The sequence below is a fragment of the Bacteroidales bacterium genome (assembly GCA_021157585.1).
GTDB lineage: Bacteria > Bacteroidota > Bacteroidia > Bacteroidales > UBA12170 > UBA12170.
Genome location: JAGGWH010000118.1, coordinates 1 through 18,927, shown reverse-complemented (window position 1 = coordinate 18,927; position 18,927 = coordinate 1). Strand labels below are relative to the sequence as shown.

At 35.2% G+C, this 18,927-nt stretch carries 16 protein-coding genes; 6 read left to right on the top strand and 10 right to left on the bottom strand.

Annotated features, from left to right (window positions below):
* The 5 genes from J7K39_08235 to trxA (J7K39_08215) form a co-directional block, all read left to right on the top strand.
* A partial coding sequence (locus tag J7K39_08235) for a dihydrofolate reductase family protein (GenBank protein ID MCD6179878.1) occupies window positions 1–398 on the top strand: 398 nt, incomplete at its 5' end.
* Window positions 398–1,060, top strand: a complete 663-nt coding sequence (locus J7K39_08230; protein ID MCD6179877.1) for a riboflavin synthase — start codon at window positions 398–400, stop codon at window positions 1,058–1,060. The genes J7K39_08235 and J7K39_08230, both read left to right, overlap by 1 nt.
* Window positions 1,060–2,292, top strand: coding sequence for a bifunctional 3,4-dihydroxy-2-butanone-4-phosphate synthase/GTP cyclohydrolase II (locus J7K39_08225; protein ID MCD6179876.1), 1,233 nt, complete (start codon window positions 1,060–1,062; stop codon window positions 2,290–2,292). Before J7K39_08230 ends, J7K39_08225 begins: the two co-directional genes overlap by 1 nt.
* A gap of 5 nt (window positions 2,293–2,297) precedes the next feature.
* Window positions 2,298–2,765 (top strand): 6,7-dimethyl-8-ribityllumazine synthase, encoded by a 468-nt coding sequence (locus J7K39_08220; protein ID MCD6179875.1) that lies wholly within the window; start codon window positions 2,298–2,300, stop codon window positions 2,763–2,765.
* A gap of 73 nt (window positions 2,766–2,838) precedes the next feature.
* Window positions 2,839–3,156 carry a thioredoxin gene (trxA, locus tag J7K39_08215; GenBank protein MCD6179874.1) on the top strand — a complete coding sequence of 106 codons (318 nt, stop codon included), beginning with the start codon at window positions 2,839–2,841 and terminating at the stop codon, window positions 3,154–3,156.
* 207 nt (window positions 3,157–3,363) lie between these two features.
* On the opposite strand, the gene J7K39_08210 is transcribed toward trxA (J7K39_08215), so the two are convergent.
* Together J7K39_08210 and J7K39_08205 are read right to left on the bottom strand one after the other, a co-directional pair.
* Window positions 3,364–3,531: a hypothetical protein gene (locus J7K39_08210; protein MCD6179873.1), complete on the bottom strand. Its 168-nt coding sequence runs from the start codon at window positions 3,529–3,531 to the stop codon at window positions 3,364–3,366.
* Between the two features lie 261 nt (window positions 3,532–3,792).
* Window positions 3,793–7,770: a T9SS type A sorting domain-containing protein gene (locus J7K39_08205; GenBank protein MCD6179872.1), complete on the bottom strand. Its 3,978-nt coding sequence runs from the start codon at window positions 7,768–7,770 to the stop codon at window positions 3,793–3,795.
* Window positions 7,771–8,013: 243 nt separating this feature from the next.
* Between J7K39_08205 and J7K39_08200 the strand changes: the two genes are divergently transcribed.
* The gene (locus tag J7K39_08200; GenBank protein ID MCD6179871.1) at window positions 8,014–9,171 is read left to right on the top strand and encodes an AraC family transcriptional regulator; all 1,158 of its coding nucleotides are present in this window, start codon (window positions 8,014–8,016) and stop codon (window positions 9,169–9,171) included.
* Window positions 9,172–9,364: 193 nt separating this feature from the next.
* Here the strand turns inward: J7K39_08200 and J7K39_08195 are convergent, their stop codons facing one another.
* The 8 genes from J7K39_08195 to J7K39_08160 all read right to left on the bottom strand — a co-directional run.
* A complete protein-coding gene (locus tag J7K39_08195; GenBank protein MCD6179870.1) occupies window positions 9,365–9,712 on the bottom strand; it encodes an acetyl-CoA carboxylase biotin carboxyl carrier protein subunit in 348 nt (115 codons plus the stop codon).
* A 10-nt stretch (window positions 9,713–9,722) separates the two neighbouring features.
* Entirely contained in the window at window positions 9,723–11,270 is a 1,548-nt protein-coding gene (locus J7K39_08190; GenBank protein MCD6179869.1) for an acyl-CoA carboxylase subunit beta, read from the bottom strand.
* 173 nt (window positions 11,271–11,443) lie between these two features.
* Window positions 11,444–11,800 carry a thioredoxin gene (gene trxA, locus J7K39_08185; GenBank protein MCD6179868.1) on the bottom strand — a complete coding sequence of 119 codons (357 nt, stop codon included), beginning with the start codon at window positions 11,798–11,800 and terminating at the stop codon, window positions 11,444–11,446.
* 95 nt (window positions 11,801–11,895) lie between these two features.
* Entirely contained in the window at window positions 11,896–12,207 is a 312-nt protein-coding gene (locus tag J7K39_08180) for a thioredoxin (protein MCD6179867.1), read from the bottom strand.
* A gap of 77 nt (window positions 12,208–12,284) precedes the next feature.
* The gene (locus J7K39_08175) at window positions 12,285–13,109 is read right to left on the bottom strand and encodes an ion transporter (GenBank protein ID MCD6179866.1); all 825 of its coding nucleotides are present in this window, start codon (window positions 13,107–13,109) and stop codon (window positions 12,285–12,287) included.
* Window positions 13,110–13,115: 6 nt separating this feature from the next.
* A complete protein-coding gene (locus J7K39_08170; protein MCD6179865.1) occupies window positions 13,116–13,505 on the bottom strand; it encodes a hypothetical protein in 390 nt (129 codons plus the stop codon).
* A gap of 168 nt (window positions 13,506–13,673) precedes the next feature.
* Window positions 13,674–16,562, bottom strand: coding sequence for an aminomethyl-transferring glycine dehydrogenase (gene gcvP / locus J7K39_08165; GenBank protein MCD6179864.1), 2,889 nt, complete (start codon window positions 16,560–16,562; stop codon window positions 13,674–13,676).
* Window positions 16,563–16,819: 257 nt separating this feature from the next.
* Window positions 16,820–18,927: sodium-translocating pyrophosphatase (locus J7K39_08160; GenBank protein ID MCD6179863.1), on the bottom strand; the 2,108-nt coding region annotated here is incomplete at its 5' end.

Here is an 18,927-nt window from a genome sequence, read left to right as displayed (position 1 = left end):
CCAAAATTCTAAATATCAGTATTGCACCAACTTGGATTGCCACAACAAAGCAAGCACCATCAATAAAAATAAAACAGCTGGAGAATCTTGGAGTTAAAGTACTTGTCTGTCCAAAAAAAGAAGGAAAAATCGATCTGAATTTTCTCACTGAGAAACTAGGTGACGAAGGAATCGACAGCTTATTGGTTGAAGGCGGAGGAACCGTAAACTTCGGTTTTGCCAAAGAAAAACTAGTGGATAAAGTTTATGCTTTTCTTGCTCCAAAACTAATTGGAGGGAAAAGCGCAAAAACAGGAATGGAAGGTGATGGCTTTGCAAGTTTAAGCGAAGTCATCGAATTAAAAAACCTTTCCTATAAAAGAATTAAAAACGATTTATTAATAGAAGCCTATACCTAATGTTTACCGGATTAATTGAAGAAATTGGAAAAATAAGCAAGATCGCAAAAGGAATTAATTCCTATCAATTTAGCATTGAAGCAAAAAAGATTTTAAGCGATATAAAGCTCGGGGATTCTGTTGCCACAAATGGCGCTTGTCTCACTGTTATTGGGCGAACAAACTCAAACTTTACCGTAGATATTATGGCTGAAACCGTAAAGCTTACAAATTTCAGCAAAATAAAATTGGGCGACTCCGTAAATTTAGAACGTGCCATGCGATTATCCGACCGACTTGGAGGACATCTCGTTTCCGGTCATATAGATGGAATAGGCAAAATAGGCAACATTAAAAAAGAAGATATTGCAACAATAATTAGCATAGAAGCACCTAAAGAATTACTTAATCAAATGCTAAACAAAGGGTCTATTGCTATTGATGGTATTTCATTAACCATTATCAATGTTGGAGACACAGAATTTCAAGTCAGTATCATCCCTCATACTTCGCAAGAAACAACACTTTTTAAAAAACGCATCAGCGATTTTGTCAACTTAGAAACCGATATGATTGGTAAATATATTATGCGCTTTTTAAACATAGATAAAAAAGAAAATTTAACTCAAGCTAAACCTTCCAAAGTAAATATGGACTTTTTAGCCGAAAACGGATATTTATAATGAACAAACATTTTAACTCTATTGAAGAAGCATTAGCTGATATTAAAAATGGCAAAATGCTCATTGTTGTTGATGATGAAAACAGAGAAAATGAAGGCGACCTATTAATGGCTGCTGAATTTGCTACTCCTGAGGCTGTCAATTTTATGGCTACTCACGGTCGAGGACTAATCTGTACTCCAATGACTTCCGCCCGATTAAACGCATTAGGAATTGGTTCTATGGTGCAAAACAATACCGATCCACATAATACAGCTTTTACTGTTTCTGTAGATGCAAAAGAAACCAAAACAGGTATCTCAGCTTTTGAACGTGCATTTACTATTGAGCAATTGCTAAACCCTGCTTCTAAAGGTGTCGACTTTAATCGACCCGGGCATATATTTCCCTTAGTTGCAAAAGAAAATGGCGTTCTTGAGCGTGCAGGTCATACAGAAGCAGCTGTTGATTTAACTCGTATTGCGGGTTTAAAACCCGCAGGTCTTATCTGCGAAATAATGAATAAAGACGGCAATATGGCACAACTTCCCGAGCTTATAAAATTCAAAGAAAAGCACAATCTAAAACTCATTAGTATTGCCTCTTTAATTGAATACCGCAGGAAAACAGAAAGCATGGCTCATTTTATAACTAAAGTAGAAATGCCCACAAAACACGGTAATTTTCAAGCCTATGGTTTTACGCATAAAATAACAGGAAAAGAGCATATTGCATTAGTAATGGGAGATATTAAAGACAATCAACCCGTTTTAGTGAGGATGCATTCCGAATGTCTGACAGGAGATGTTTTTGGCTCTTTACGATGCGATTGTGGCGAACAGTTAAACGAAGCGATGAGACGCATTGCAAAAGAAGGAAGAGGAGTTTTAATTTATCTCCGTCAGGAAGGAAGAGGCATTGGCTTAATGAATAAATTAAAAGCCTATAAATTACAAGATGCCGGAATGGATACCGTAGAAGCTAACGAAGCCTTGGGATTTGCTCCCGACATGCGCAATTACACCATAAGCGGTGAAATTCTGAACTATTTGGGCGTTCAAAAAATAAAATTAATGACAAATAATCCCGATAAGATTAATGCTCTTAGAGATTATGGAATTAACATTGTTGAACGAGTACATATTGAAATGAATCACAACGAAAAAAATCAATTTTATATGAAAACTAAAGCCCTGAAAATGGGACATATCTTACACGGATTACATATTGAAAAAACAAAATTAAAAAAATAAAAAAAATGAAAACATTAGAAGGAAATTTACAAGCTGGTAATCATAAATTTGGGATTATTATTGGTCGCTTTAACGAATTTATCGGAAGCAAACTATTAGACGGTAGTCTCGACGCTTTAAAAAGACATGGCGCTTCTGAAGAGAATATCGAAATAGCTTGGACTCCCGGTGCATTTGAAATTCCACTTGTAGCAAAAAAAATGGCCGAAACAAAAAAATACGATGCCATTATTTGCTTGGGAGCCGTCATTCGTGGAGCTACTCCACACTTTGATTATGTTTCAGCAGAAGTATCAAAAGGTATTGCACATGTCTCTTTAGAAACGGGGATTCCGGTCATTTTCGGTATTTTAACTACCGACAGTATAGAGCAAGCCATAGAGCGTGCTGGCACCAAATCGGGGAATAAGGGTTTTGATGTTGCAGTTACTGCCATTGAAATGATAAACCTGATGAGAACAATTGAAGAATAATCCTTTTTTTCGGGCTTTTTGAAAACAAAAATATTCTATCTTTGAGCCTTAAAAATATCTTAAAATAGAAAACATGGCACTTGAATTTACCGATGCAAATTTTGACGAATTAGTATTAAAATCAGACGTTCCCGTAATTGTTGATTTATGGGCAGTTTGGTGTGGCCCTTGCCGTATGGTAGGTCCCATTGTAGAAGAAATAGGAAATGAATACAAAGGACAAGCAATTGTTGGGAAACTCGATGTGGATAATAATCCGGAAATTGCTCGTCGTTATAGCATCAGAAATATTCCAACTATTTTATTCTTTAAAAATGGAGAAATAGTTGACAAACAAGTGGGTGCTGTTCCAAAACAAGTACTTGTAGGAAAATTAGAACCTCTTTTGTAAGAAACCCGTTCATTACGATACAAACCGATAAGAGATTATCTTATCGGTTTTTTTATATCAAAAAAGCCGATTGATTACAATCGGCTAAACAAGATGGTTATCCCCTTCCACTTTGCTCAATTTCTTAAAAAACCGGCAGACCCCTATCCTACCGGTTTATGCGCAAATTTATTGCCTAATCAGGCATGGGGGTAATTTTTAAGCCAATTATCTCTTCTCCTTCTTAGGAGCTTCAGGTGTAGTTGAGCCCGCTTGTGATGCTTTTGGACTTAATAATACCATTGTTCCTAATGCCGTAAACGCAGCATAAGTACCAACTTTCTTTATAGCTTCTTTACGAGTTATCTTTTTTTGTTTGCTATTTTGATTTTTCATTTTTTCTTTATTTTATTTGAAACAGGCTCAAAGTCAGAAAAACATGGAATAAACTCCAACTCCTTGCCTATTTCTTTATTTTACCTTTATTTTCTTTTTATTTCCATTCTGTCATTCAAGCGAAGAGAGAAATCCATTTGTTATGTTTTAAAGATATCTCTCCGTCAACCGACGAGTCGATGTAAATGGGTGATGTTTGAAATGAAGAAGAAATGGCAATATATGCTCACCCCTTCTCCACTTCATCACCTTATCCTTTCCTTACTTCACCCAATTTACTTTCTCACTCACAATACCTTTGCTATTGCTAATTTGGATAATGTAAATACCCGACTGCTCATTAAACATCAAACGATTTTGGGTGCCTAATTGCAGATCAAAGCTTTTTACCAATTTTCCTTGGATATCATAAACCTTTGCAGTTGTATTTTCTTCTATACTTCCATTAATCAAAAGTTGATTATTAGCAGATTGAGCGTACACACTGAAGTTAAGTCGATCTAAATCGGCTGCAGCAAGCGCAAATTTAAAACTTGTATGCAAATAGAAACGACCTGTTCCTGTATTGGCTTCATCCAAAGTAATTGTATAAACACTTTGCTCTGTTTCAAAAGCAGTAAAAACACCCAGTTCTCTATCTTCTAAAACAGCTACATAATCTTCGGGCAAATTGCTTACTTCTGCTTTAAAAGTGATAACACTTCCTGCCTCTGCATCAAGTCCTATAGGAACAATCAAATGTTCGTAATCAGTGGGTAAACATTGCACCATAAAATCTACACCATTATCATCCACTAATTGGCTATAAAGAGCAAAATTTGGGTTTGCATTGAATAAACCTGCATCATAACCAACATCCAAACCTCTAGTCATACTTTCTTGATAAGAAACCTGTGTGCTTGTTTTTGCTTCTGTGGTTTCTGCACTAAGTAAAATTCCTGTCCAAGATGTATTTGCTATCTTCTTAAATGCAGAAGATATTTGATGACTTTGCATAGAAGGAGTTATCGTAAAACTGCCTCCCCCACTGACTGATTTCACAAAAAATCCTTGTCCAACTTGTAAATAATCTTGATCAAATTCTTCAGCAGGATTACTAGAAACATGATTAATAATTTTATAGCTCGTTGAAGCTTCATCCCAAATATACAAAGCTGTATAACTCGGATCTAAAACAGAAGTATTATCCGTTAATAGATTATTTGCACCTCCGTCTATATTAGCCGCAATAGCACTTGTAAATGGATTACTCAATAGATTCCAACCATTTCCATCACGCGTGAGCGTTGCATTTACAGTAGCTGTATTTGGAGTGCCTTGGAAATAGGCTGTTCCGCTTGTAGCATTTTTAACAACATAGCCTTTACCCAAAACCATAACTCCAGCTGCACTTGCTAAATAATCAGAAGCCCAAGAGTCAGAACTTTCAACATAATCTTTCATTTTATAATTTGTAGCATCATTCACTAAATTTGATGAGGAGATATAATCAGAAATCAAGTAATCACTAAAAGGAGAACCCGTTAAGTGCCATTCGTTACCCACCATATAGCGTTGAAATTCAACATCTGCGGCTCCAGTATAAGCTCCTCCAATAATTAAAGAGCCTGTAGATGAAGCATCTGATACTAAACCAAGTGTGGCCGTTGCTTCCAGTTCAATATCGTAACAATCTGCCGAAGCTGTAATTTCTGGTTGATTTGCTGGTGCATTGTCAATAAATACATCATCATAATCTTGAGGAAGAACTCCAAAATCCCAGTTTGTAGTGGTATTCCATACGGCAGAAGTTGCACCTGTCCATGTTATTGGAGCTTGAAAAAGATAGGCGGAACCAGCACGTGCCGATCCATCCACTTCATTTTCAGAATCTCCAACAAGAATATAATTATCTACAATAGCAACAGCGCTTCCAAAAGCGTCATTAGATTCTCCATCAGCAGCTGTTAATTTCACGGTTTCAGTAGCTGTAGTCCAACTTCCTGAAGGCTTTTCAAATACATAAGCTGCTCCTTGAGAATTACTATAGAGACCTAAACCTACAACAACGTTATTACCAGATATACTAACAGACCATCCAAACTCATCAGAAGATGCGGCATCAGAAGCCCTTAGTTTCGCTGTTTCAGTAGCATTAGCCCAACCTGATATTGGTTTTTCAAAAACATAAGCAGAACCACTATTTGATCCATTATCATCATCATTATATGCTCCTGCGACAATTACATCACCTGAAAAGCTAACCGAATTTCCAAAATAATCTGTATCTCCTCCATCTGAGGGAAGAAGTTTAGCTGTTTCTGTATCATTACCCCAAGCTAAACCCGTATTTACAAAAACGTAAACGGCTCCCGGACGTGTACCATGACCAGCATCATAAGCATTGGATGAACCAACAGCTATCGTAGCATCCTGAATACTTACTGAACGCCCAAAATAAATTGCTGTACTTAAATCTGAAGCTGTTAATTGTCCAGACTGCGACATACTAGACAATTCAGCACCAAATTTTTCAAAAACATAAACTGATCCTGATTGGATTGCACCTACAACATCATTCCAAGCACCAACAACAGCAGTAGTCCCTAAGGAACCAATACCTAATGCTACAGAATAACCAAAATAATCATCGGCGGCAGCATCATCAGCAAGTAATTTTACTGTTTCTGTCATATCTTCCCAACCTGTTGATGGTTTTTCAAAAAGATAAGCAGCTCCTGTACCTGCATGCATATAGGATCCAACCATAATAATATCGTTATTTATATCTACAGAGAAACCAAATTTATCCCCATGGGCACCATCACTTGGTTTTAAAACAGCTATCTTCGTCCAGTTAAGACCATCAAATTCCAAAACTTCAACAAAATTCCCATAGTCAAAATCATTACCAATAACAGCTATATTGCCTTCAAGAGCCACAGCGCCACCCATCTTAAAATTCTTTGTTGAAATATATTTTCGAGGATATAATTTAGCGGTCTCGGTATCGCTAGCCCAACTACCAGAAGGTTTATCAAAAATATAGGCTGAGCCACTCCAATTACCGTGATCATCATCCCTATTAGCTCCTATCGCAATTCGTTCGCCAGAAATACTTACAGATACACCAAGCTGATCGCCGTCAGCAGCATCTGAAGCTGTTATCTTTGCTGTTTCAGTAGCTGTAACCCAACTTCCTGAAGGCTTTTCAAATACATAAGCAGAACCTTTATCACTGTTATCGTAAATTGCCCCAACAACAATAATGTCACTTGAGATGCTTACTGAACTCCCAAAATTATCACCTCCATTTCTATCGGAAGCCGTTAATTTGGCAGTCTCAGTTGCATTAATCCAACTACCAGTTGGTTTTTCAAAAACATACGCTGCACCACGATCATAATCCTTACCTAAAACTCCAATTACAATTGTAGTTCCTGAAATGCAGACAGATTTCCCAAAATTATCACCTGCATCATCATCAGAAGCAAGTAATTTAGCGGTTTGAGTCATATCTTCCCAACCAGTAGAAGGCATCTCAAAGACATAAGCAGAACCACTACCATTACCTCCATCATCATCTTGATAGGAACCCACAACAATTACATCTCCAGAAATACTTACTGAAATGCCAAAATGATCACCATAACCAATATCAGAAGATATTAATTTTGCATTATGTGTTGATGTGGTCACCCAGCCTCCTGAACTTGGCTTTTCAAATACATAGGCGGCACCATCGGAAGCCATATAATCCGCTCCAACAACAATCACATCACCAGAAATACTTACTGAAATACCAAAATAATCAGCAAAATCAGTCTCTGATGCAGCAATTATTGCTGTTTCAGTCATATCTTCCCAACCTGATAAAGGCTTTTCAAAAATATAAGCTGAACCTGAATTGGCACCTCCTACATCACTATTTGGAGCTCCAACAATAATAACATCGCCAGAAATACTCACCGAACTACCAAACTCATCATCAATAGCCGCATTAGAAGCTGTTAGAATTGCTAAAGTATCGTACGTTCCAGCATTATTATAAAAAACGTAAGCAGCACCTTTATCTTCACGGGAAACACTCCCAACTACAACAATATCTCCATCAACGGCCACTGCATCACCAAATTTATCATAAGAATTATGGGCAACCACAGGATATTCCGAAAGTTGCGCTACTTCCTGAAATTGAGCAAAAGAAGTAAAGCCCAAAAGCAAGAATAGACTAATTAAAAAATAAAATTTCTTTTCCATGTTTTTTTGTTTTTATGAATAATAATTAACGTTAAATAATGACAAACAATGGCGAGGAGTTCTGAGTTTTTAAATCTGCCCTTTCAAATTCAAACATAAAAAAGAGATATATTTGCTAGTGTTCAAAAAAACAATATCTTTATACGAAATAGCAATACTTTACAAAGGCTTGTTTTACACAACTTTAAATACAAATAAATTGCTGTTTTGTAAAGTAAATTGCTGTTTTGACTAGTAAAAACGATGTTTGAGATAAAAATTGCCGCCTTATTATTCTCTGTATATGCCCCCTTATCGTGGTTAATTGCGATGGTCATGTCAGGAATGCATAAAAAACCCATTAAGCGTCATTTAATGCTTTTGATGGCAGCAGCAAGTTTTGTTTATATTATGACCTATGCTAAATTTCAGGGTCATCTCGATTTCTATACCGTCTTATTTCCTATTCAAGCCTTGGCAGTACCTTTACTATTTCCTCTCTTTTATCTTTATTTCCGTACAATCACAGCAGAAAAAGTAGAATATAATTGGAAATATTTTATTCATTATGCCATGCCTATACTACTATCTATCATCTATTTAATTATCAGCAAAATATGGATGAATGATGAAGAGGAAAAGCGATTTATGATAAATTTACTAAATGGAAAACTATTAGAGGGGAGTAAATTTGTATTTGGTTATTACTTTTTTGGTTTCGGACGCTTATATTATCTTTTATCCTCCATTTTTTATCTGATTTTGATTAGTCGATGCTATTCAAAATACAGAGTTCTGATATTAAATATTTTTCCAACCGATTATACCAAAGAGTTGAATTGGGTGAAAGGCATAGGATTTTTATTGTTTGGCGTAGCTATATTAAATATTGTTATTCATTATATGCGAAATAATAATTTAGCATCACATGAGTTATTAATAGCTGTATCTTATTTTACATTTGGAGCATTTTTCTACATCTTGGGTTTATATGGATTTCGTCAGAAAGAGGTGTACAATACAGCAGAAATTGTCAAAACAGAAAATTTCAAAGAAGATGTTCGAATATTGAAAAAAGATATAGAAGACTATTTAATGAGAAGCAAAATATATTTAAATTCAGATATCAATATTTACCATTTGTGCAATACTTTTAAAACCAATCGCACCTATTTATCGGCAGAGATTAACAAGCAATTTGGTATGAATTTCCGGTCCTTAATTAATTCCTACCGTATACAAGAAGCTAAAAAGCTTATTACTCAAGCTAAAGAAAAAGAAACAGTATCTAATTTTGAGCAAATTGCTATTGACTCAGGATTTAATTCCTACGGCTCCTTTCTACGCGTTTTTAAAATGATGGAAAATGTTTCTCCAAGTAAATTCTATAAAACAATAGAGAAATATAAAAGACAGGAGTAAGAGTTATTTAAAACGGGTTAAGTTTACAACTATAGCATTTATTATCAACAAGATAAGATTAATACCTCCTTATCGAAAAATATATTTCTCTATTTTAGTCAGATATTTCACAACGTTCGTCATAACGAAAAAGTATATACAGCAGAACTATAAATACGCTTTAAATAAAGAAGTTGTTTAGTTTAGTTTTCTTTTATTCAAATTCAATTAAAAGTTGATTTTTCCTCACCATATCACCATCTTTTACATGGATTGCCTTTACTTTTCCATCTACAAAAGATTTAACTTCATTATTCATCTTCATAGCATCTAAAATCATCAGTCTATTTCCACGTATAACAGCATCTCCAACTTTCACTTGCATTTCACGAATAGTACCCGGAATAAATGCTAATAAGACCTTAGTATTAAGCGGCTTATAACTCTCTCGATTTTTGTATGAATCGGGGATACGAGTATAGTACACTGAATTCTCGATATAAAACGCATCAAATTTCTCTTCAGCATTTACCTTTTTAATCTTCTTTTTTCTCTTAGCCATAATCTAAAGATTAAAATGGTGGAACACCATGTTTTTTATCTGCAATAACAACTGATTTGGAAGAAGAAATTTCCAAAGCATGTATCAACATCTTACGTGTTTCGGATGGCTCAATAACAGCATCAACATATCCATAAGCAGCGGCTACATACGGGTTAGCAAACTTTTGTTTATACTCTTCTATCTTTTCTTGACGAATTTTATCAGGATCTTTTGCATTTTTAATTTCATTTCTGAAGATAATATTTGCAGCACCCTCAGGACCCATAACAGCAATTTCGGCCATTGGCCAAGCAAAAACAAAGTCGGCACGTAAATGATGAGAACACATAGCAATATATCCTCCACCATATGCTTTACGCATAATAACAGTTAATTTAGGCACTGTTGCTTCGGAATAAGCATATAATATTTTTGCACCATGACGAATTACTCCTGCATGCTCCTGATCTACACCGGGCAAATAACCCGGAAGATCGACCAAAGTTAAAAGTGGAATATTAAATGCATCGCAATAGCGGATAAAACGAGCAGCTTTATCAGAGGAATCTACATCTAATACACCTGCCAAAACAAGTGGCTGATTTCCAATAATACCAACTGTCTGACCATCAATACGAGCAAAACCAATAACAATATTTGCTGCCCAAAGTGCCTGAACTTCAAAAAATTCGGAATCATCAGCCAAAGATTTAATAATATGACGAACATCATAAGGCTGGCGAGGGTCACTCGGCATTATATCGTCAATCTTATATAAACGTGTTTTAGGTGGCTTCTTTGGGAAACTATCAGCTTTTTTAGTATTGTTCCAAGGAATATAAGTACAAAGTTGTTTTATCTGATCAAAACACTCTTGCTCGCTTTCGGCATAAAAATGAGCATTGCCAGTTTTCTCGGCATGAACTCTTGCTCCACCAAGAGCTTCCATAGAAATTTCTTCACCTAATACTGTTTTGATAACTTCAGGACCGGTAATAAACATTTTAGAAATCTTCTCAACCACAAAAACAAAATCGGTTAATGCCGGACTGTAAACAGCACCTCCGGCACAAGGCCCTAGAATAACAGAAATTTGCGGAATAACTCCTGAAGACTGAGTATTACGATAGAATATTTCTCCATAACCTGCCAAAGAATTTACACCTTCCTGAATACGTGCTCCACCAGAATCGTTAATTCCGATTAAAGGCACTTTCATTTTCATGGCCTGATCCATGATTTTAGTAATTTTCTTAGCATGAGCATATCCTAAAGATCCTCCTGCAACGGTAAAATCCTGAGCATAAATACAAACCGGATGTCCGTATATTAATCCTGTACCAATAATAACACCATCACCGGCTAAATATTTTTTATCCATGTCAAAATCTCTTGCTGCATGCTCAACAAATAGATCATACTCATGAAAAGATTTAGGATCAAGAATAGCTATAATACGTTCTCGAGCAGTTAGCTTACCACCTGCTTTTTGTTTTTCAATGGCCTTTGAACCACCACCGGAAAGAGCTTCTCTCATACGATGCTTCAAATCCAAAGATTTCTGCTTTAACGACATAATTAAAAAAATTTCGTTTATGATAAAATCACAATAATGAAGTGACAAAAGTAAATTAATTTGCAATTAATACAATCGTTATTAGAATAACAATTGTAAAAATTCGATAAATTAAGGTTTATTAACATTCCGTTATTCCTCCTTTAAAATGTCCTCTAATCTAAGTGCCTGATTTAAAGATAATTTTTGATTTCTTTAAGTAAGATAGATTTTGGTTTAACACCAACCAACTGCTTAAGCATTTCTCCATCTTTAAAAATAAAAATGGTTGGTATATTACGAATAGCCAGTTTTGCTGCTACACGTTTATTTTGATCAACATCTAATTTTCCTATTTGGACTTCCCCTGCCATATCATTAGCTAAATCGTTAATGATAGGACCTTGTATTCTACAGGGAGCACACCACGGAGCCCAACAATCAATTAAAGTAATTCCTTTGGAAATTATTTTATCAAAATTAGTATCTGTTATAATCAAAGTATGCACACTGGATTCAGGAGCATCACCAGAAGTCAATAAATCTCGCATTTTGTACATGCGATATATTAAAAATATAACCACTACTCCTAAAAGAGCTACGGGTAAAATTAATTTTAAATTTGCTTCTAATAATATCATAAATTTTATATTAGTTTTAAAATAGACTTAATAATAATTTCTTTTGATTGAATACCCTGATAACGAGCTACAGCCTTACCATCTTTATACAGAATAAGTAAAGGAATATTTCTAACCCCCTCCTTATTACTAATTACCTTATTATCGTTAACATCAACTTTAAAAACATCGGCAATATTGGCAACTTCTTTTGCAATTTCATCTAAAACCGGATTTTGATCTAAACAGGGTTGACACCAGGGAGCCCAAAAATCGACAAGAACTATACCTTGAGAAATCTCATCGTCAAAATTCATAAGATTTAAATGCCTAATCATCAACTTTTTTTTTAGTCGGCAAAGATATATTTTTTTAATTCAAAAGATATTTGAATGAAAATTATTTAGAAATCCTTCTAAAGCTTAGTTCCGCAACGTTTACAATACTTAGCATCATCATCGTGTTTATCAAAGTAGCAATTATCACAGACCTGAGTGTTTAACCGTTGACTTTTAGTTTCTGCTTTTTGCATTTCAACAGTAATTATTCCGGTGGGGACAGCAATAATAGCATAACCTAAAATCATTACAATTGAAGCTATAAATTGTCCTGCAATCGTAACGGGGGCTATATCGCCATAACCAACAGTTGTAAGAGTTACTATCGCCCAATATATTCCGCGCGGAATACTGGTAAAGCCACTCTCCGGACCTTCAATCAAATACATTAAAGAGCCCATCAAAAACACAACGGTCATAACAACTTCAAGAAATACTAATATCTTATGGCGACTTGCCATAAAAGAATTTTTAAGTAATTCTGTAGCACCAACAAAGCGTCCGAGTTTTAATATTCTGAAAATACGTATCATACGAAAAATACGAATAACCATTAAATATTGGCTTCCAACAATTATTATACTCAGGTAAGTAGGAAGAATAGCCAGCAAATCTATTATGCCATAAAAAGAAAAGATATAATTTTTAAAAGGCTTATTAACAGTATATATCCGAAGAATATATTCAATAGTAAAAGCAATGGTAAAAAACCATTCGATACCATAAAATAAATCAGACATTTTGCTGTGAATTTGTGGTACGCTATCAATCATAACAACAAAAACACTAAGCATAATAAACACCAAAAGTAAAATATCAAACATTTTACCCAACGGGGTATCTGCCTCAAATATAATCTGATGTAATTTATCCCGAGTTGTCTCTTTTGTTTTATTTACCATTATAAATTATTCATCTGTATCATCCACCGCAATTAGTATCTCATAAGGAACTATTATGTTAAATTCCTTATTTGTTATAGCGCTTGTTCCAACAAATGTAATTAGCCACAAACCATCCTCAGCATCATTATTTCCAAAGAAAAAAAATTCATTTTTTGCTATTCTTTGATGATTAAACTCCTCGCTAACATATAGTGCACTTGGACTCTGAATTTTAACTTGGTCTAAGAAAATATCTTCCGAAACACATCGAGCTTCAAACCTAGCCTGAGCAATAGAAGGCAATCTTACAAGAAATGATATTCCATCATTATTAGATGGATCTAATGTTTTTTTACACGAGTTAGTCAAAGCAAAAATAGCAACTACAATTATCGAAAATAATATTTTATTCATCACCTTGTTCTAATTATTACAAATTAAACAAAAATGTAGCAAACTGCCTAAAAATAATTTTAACCCAAATTTTCATCCCTAATAGCATTTAGAATAAGGATTACAAAATCCGGTATATATTAAAAAAGCCGATTCAAAAATCGGCTTTAATCTATCTTAAAAAGACAATTAGTTTAATGTCTTTATAGAAAATTTCTCTTCATAACTTTCCACGGGAGCACAAGTACAGAATAAATTCCTATCGCCATAAGCATCGTCAATTTTTCCTACCGGAGCCCAATATTTATCATCATTAGACCATGGTCTTGGAAAAGCTGCAGTTTTACGTGAATATGGAAAATCCCATTCATCAGAAGCTATTAAATCGGCTGTATGAGGAGCATTTTTAATTAAGTTATTTTCCTTATCAGCTTTACCATCTTCTATTTCACGAATCTCTTCACGAATAGAATGCATAGCATCGATAAAACGATTTAACTCAGATAGAGGCTCACTCTCTGTTGGCTCAACCATTAAAGTTCCGTGAACGGGGAAGGCTACTGTTGGAGCATGGAATCCATAATCCATTAACCGTTTAGCTATATCAATAACAGGTAAAGCGGCAGAGTGCATAAAGCTGTTACAGTCCAAAATCATTTCGTGTGCAACACGATTATTTTCGCCGGTATATAATATTTGATAATCTTCTTTTAGTGAATCTTTCAAATAATTTGCATTAAGAATTGCCATTTTAGTAGCATTTGTTAAACCTTCGCCACCCAATAATTTAATATAAGCATAAGAAATGGGTAAAACACTTGGACTACCAAAAGCAGCAGATGCTACTGCTGAGATTGCATTTTCTCCACCTGCTTCAACAACAGGATTTCCGGGAAGAAATTGTTTTAAATGTTCAGCAACACCAATTGGACCAACACCAGGGCCTCCTCCACCATGAGGAATAGCAAATGTTTTATGAAGATTCAAATGGCAAACATCGGCACCAATACGACCAGGATTAGTTAAACCAACCTGTGCATTCATATTTGCACCATCCATATAAACCTGTCCACCATAATTATGAATAATATCCATAATATCTAAAACAGAAGCTTCAAAAACACCGTGAGTAGAAGGATAAGTTATCATTAAAGCACCTAATTTTTCTTTATTAGCTTCGGCTTTTGCTTTAAGATCGTCCATGTCAATCTCTCCTTTTTCGTTGGCTTTTACCACCACCACATCAAAGCCTGCCATAACAGCACTTGCCGGATTAGTTCCGTGTGCCGATGATGGAATTAAACAAACTTTACGATCGAAATTTCCTTGACTTTGATGATACGCTCTAATTACTAAAAGACCCGTATATTCTCCACTAGCACCAGAATTAGGCTGAAACGACATTGCAGCAAAACCCGTAATTTCACATAAATCGCTTTCTAAATTTTTAATCAGCTCCTGATAACCTTCTACTTGGTTTACCGGAACAAAAGGATGAATAGCTCCAAATTCCGGCCAACTCAAAGAGAACATGCTCACCGCTGGATTTAATTTCATAGTACAAGATCCTAAAGGAATCATTGAACGGTTAAGCGACAAATCTTTAATCTCAAGTTTTTTTAAATATCGCATCATTTCCGTTTCGGAATGATAGCTGTTAAAAACCTGATGTTCAAGAAATACTGACTTTCGTTTAAAAGCCTCAGGAATAATGCCCTCCATCACCTCATCGTCCATTGCTATAGATTCATTCTCGTTATTTACCAAAGCAAAAACTTCAAGAATATCGTTTAAATCTTCAATACTAGTTGTTTCGTCTATACTAATCCCAATGGTATTTTCTGTATAGCGGAAATTGATTTCTCGTTCCTCAGCCAATTCACGAATAGTATCTATATTTTCAACATCAACAATATTCAAAGTATCAAAATAGACTTCATTGCTTTGCTTAAAGCCAAGGCTTTCCAAACCACTTTCTAAAGCCACAGCATTTTGATGAATATCAGCAGCAATAGCTTTTATTCCTTCAGGACCGTGATAAACGGCGTACATTGCCGCCATAGAAGCAAGCAACGCCTGAGCTGTACAAATATTTGAAGTCGCCCTTTCGCGTTTAATATGTTGCTCACGTGTTTGCAGAGCCATACGTAAAGCAGGTCGTCCGTAAACATCTTTTGACACCCCAATAATACGACCGGGCATATTTCTTTTATATTTTTCGGTAGTTGCTAAAAAACCGGCATGTGGACCACCATAGCCCATTGGAATACCAAAACGTTGTGTAGAACCAACAACAGCATCTGCGCCCCATTCACCGGGAGGAGTTAAAAGAACCAGACTCATCAAATCGGCGGCAACAGTTAATACTCCATTTTGAGCATGTACTTTTTCGGCAAACCGACTATAATCTTTTACTTCTCCTTTATCATTTGGATATTGTACAATAGCACCAAAAAAGTCTTTACTATAATCAAAAGAATCAAAATCACCATAAACCAATTCTATTCCTAAAGGCTTAGAACGTGTTTCTAAAACCGCTTTAGTTTGAGGGAAAAGTTGATTATCGACAAAATATTTTTTCACTCCAGTTTTTGCCATAGCACGAGGACGAGCGTTAAAAGACATTATCATTGCTTCGGCAGAAGATGTTCCCTCATCGAGTAAAGAACAATTTGACAAAGGCATTGCCGATAAATCAGAAACCAAAGTTTGAAAATTCAACAAGGCTTCCAAACGACCTTGAGAAATTTCTGCCTGATAAGGAGTATAAGATGTATACCATCCCGGATTTTCAAGCATATTACGCTGAATAACTGCCGGAGTGATGGTATTATAATAACCCATTCCGATATACGTTTTAAACAATTTATTTTTCGCTCCTAAGTCTTTAAGATGCTGAATATACTCGTATTCATTCATCCCTTCCGGTAAATTAAGTGGTTTTTCTAATTGTAATCCTTTAGGGAGCGTTTGTTCAATTAGTTCGTCCAATGAGTTGGCCTCTACTTTTTTCAACATTGCGGCTATTTCATTAGCTCTCGGGCCTATATGTCTAGCTTCAAAATTATTGCTTATCATTTTTTAAAATTAAATAGAACTATGTGAATGTTAATTAAATTTGCGTAGCAAAGGTATAAATCTTTAAGCTAAAAAAAGTTTAAATACGACAAAATGTGAAATGATTAACATAGTTTAGTATTAATCAAAATTACATAGCATACAGAGCTGCATATCAAGGTATTTACAATAAAATTTCTTTGCTAATTATTCTTTATTAAGCATTAAAAAAGGGCGACTTAAATAAAGTCGCCCTTAGATTTATAATATCAATACGATTAGTTATTAATACGCATTTTATAGAATGATCTGTACACAAAATAAAGTGCAACAGCTAAGAAAGCAAGACCCAAATAAATAGCTATTCCTGTAAATGCAGGAGAAATAGCAATTTCCATTGCCAATAATCCAAACAAAGTAGAAAACTTAATAACAGGATTAAGCGCAACGGAAGAAGTATCTTTAAACGGATCACCAACAGTATCTCCTACAACAGAAGCGTCATGCAATGGAGTTCCTTTTTCTTTCATATCTACTTCGATTATTTTTTTAGCATTATCCCAAGCACCACCCGCATTGGCCATAAAAATGGCTTGATACAATCCGAAGAAGGCAATAGAAAGCAAATAGCTAATAAATAAAGAAACAGGGAGTACGGAATTTTCTGTTGGAGCAGAAAGGAAGGCAAATGCTAAAGAGAAACTAAATACAGCAATAAAAATATTCAACATCCCTTTTTGCGCATATTGCGTACAAATCTGAACAACAGCTTTTGACGTCTTAATATCTGCTTTTTTCGGAGCATTAGGGTCAAGGTTAATATTGTCTTTAATAAATGCTGTAGCACGGCTTGCACCAGTAGTTACAGCCTGAATACTGGCTCCGGAGAACCAATAAATAACAGCACCGCCCAATAAGAAACCAAAAATTGTATATGGGTTAAGTAAATTCAGCACAGATGAAGGTTCCACACCTAAAGTATGCTGTATAGTTAAAATAAGGGCAAATATCATAGTGGTTGATCCAACTACTGCAGTACCAATAAGAACTGGTTTTGCGGTTGCTTTAAAAGTATTTCCGGCTCCATCATTTGCCTCTAAATAGTATTTCGATTTTTCAAAATCAGGAGTGAAACCAAAATCTTTTTCAATTTCGGCGGTAACAGCTTCTCTATTTTCTTCTATTAAAGATAACTCATAGATAGACTGAGCATTATCTGTTACAGGCCCATAGCTATCAACAGCAATAGTTACAGGACCCATACCCAACATACCAAAAGCAACCAAACCAAAAGCAAAAATAGATGGATAAATCATCATATCTCCCAAACCAAAAGTGGAAGCAAAATAAGCAATAAACATCAAGAAGAAAAATACCATACCTTGCCAAAACGCGCTAAAATTACCGGCTACTAAACCTGAAAGAATATTTAAGGAAGCTCCACCTTCTTTAGAAGCTTCAACAACTTCTTTTACGTGGATTGACTTAGGACTGGTAAACAGTTTTGTAAACTCAGGAATTAAGGCTGCACCTAATGTACCTGCACTGATAATTACAGATAAACTAATCCACAAATCATTTGGTAAATCTGAAATCAAAAAATAACTGGCAAGGAAAGTAACACCTATAGAAAATATTGAGGTAATCCAAACCAAAGAAGTTAAAGGCTTTTCAAAATCCAAATCATCAACATCATTGTATTTTGCTTTTGTTATGGCTCCATTAACCCAAAAAGAAACAATAGAGGTAATAATCATTAAAATACGCATAACAAAAATCCACACTAACAATTGTGTTTGTAAATGCGGATTATTAGTAATAGCTAAAAGTATAAAAGAGATTAATGCAACACCTGTTACACCATAAGTTTCAAAACCATCGGCAGTAGGTCCAACAGAATCACCGGCGTTATCACCAACACAATCGGCAATAGTACCGGGATTACGAGGATCATCTTCGCCAATTTTGAAGATTACTTTCATTAAATCTGAACCAATATCAGCAATTTTAGTAAAGATACCGCCGGCAATACGTAAAGCCGAAGCACCAAGAGATTCACCAATGGCAAAACCAATAAAGCTGGCACCGGCATACTCACCGGGAACAAACATTAAAATAATGAGCATCATGGTAAGCTCTAAAGAGATTAGGACAACACCTATACTCATTCCTGCATTCAGAGGAATATTTAATAATTTGATTGGTTTTCTTTCAAGGGAAGCAAAAGCCATACGAGAGTTTGCTAAAGTATTCATACGAATACCAAACCAAGCAACTCCATAAGAGCCTAAAATTCCTAAAATCATCCAGCCTATAATCATTAAAACAGCACCTGCACCAAATAAATTCTCTCCGGTATCAGGATCAACGGATAAAAATCCAAAGT

Excerpts from the sequence above, each read along its gene's own strand:
- J7K39_08230 (MCD6179877.1), top strand. The coding sequence starts at position 398 with ATGTTTACCGGATTAATTGAAGAAATTGGAAAAATAAGCAAGATCGCA.
- J7K39_08225 (MCD6179876.1), top strand. The coding sequence starts at position 1,060 with ATGAACAAACATTTTAACTCTATTGAAGAAGCATTAGCTGATATTAAA.
- J7K39_08220 (MCD6179875.1), top strand. The coding sequence starts at position 2,298 with ATGAAAACATTAGAAGGAAATTTACAAGCTGGTAATCATAAATTTGGG.
- trxA (MCD6179874.1), top strand. The coding sequence starts at position 2,839 with ATGGCACTTGAATTTACCGATGCAAATTTTGACGAATTAGTATTAAAA.
- J7K39_08210 (MCD6179873.1), bottom strand. The coding sequence starts at position 3,531 with ATGAAAAATCAAAATAGCAAACAAAAAAAGATAACTCGTAAAGAAGCT.
- J7K39_08205 (MCD6179872.1), bottom strand. The coding sequence starts at position 7,770 with ATGGAAAAGAAATTTTATTTTTTAATTAGTCTATTCTTGCTTTTGGGC.
- J7K39_08200 (MCD6179871.1), top strand. The coding sequence starts at position 8,014 with ATGTTTGAGATAAAAATTGCCGCCTTATTATTCTCTGTATATGCCCCC.
- J7K39_08195 (MCD6179870.1), bottom strand. The coding sequence starts at position 9,712 with ATGGCTAAGAGAAAAAAGAAGATTAAAAAGGTAAATGCTGAAGAGAAA.
- J7K39_08190 (MCD6179869.1), bottom strand. The coding sequence starts at position 11,270 with ATGTCGTTAAAGCAGAAATCTTTGGATTTGAAGCATCGTATGAGAGAA.
- trxA (MCD6179868.1), bottom strand. The coding sequence starts at position 11,800 with ATGCGAGATTTATTGACTTCTGGTGATGCTCCTGAATCCAGTGTGCAT.
- J7K39_08180 (MCD6179867.1), bottom strand. The coding sequence starts at position 12,207 with ATGATTAGGCATTTAAATCTTATGAATTTTGACGATGAGATTTCTCAA.
- J7K39_08175 (MCD6179866.1), bottom strand. The coding sequence starts at position 13,109 with ATGGTAAATAAAACAAAAGAGACAACTCGGGATAAATTACATCAGATT.
- J7K39_08170 (MCD6179865.1), bottom strand. The coding sequence starts at position 13,505 with ATGAATAAAATATTATTTTCGATAATTGTAGTTGCTATTTTTGCTTTG.
- gcvP (MCD6179864.1), bottom strand. The coding sequence starts at position 16,562 with ATGATAAGCAATAATTTTGAAGCTAGACATATAGGCCCGAGAGCTAAT.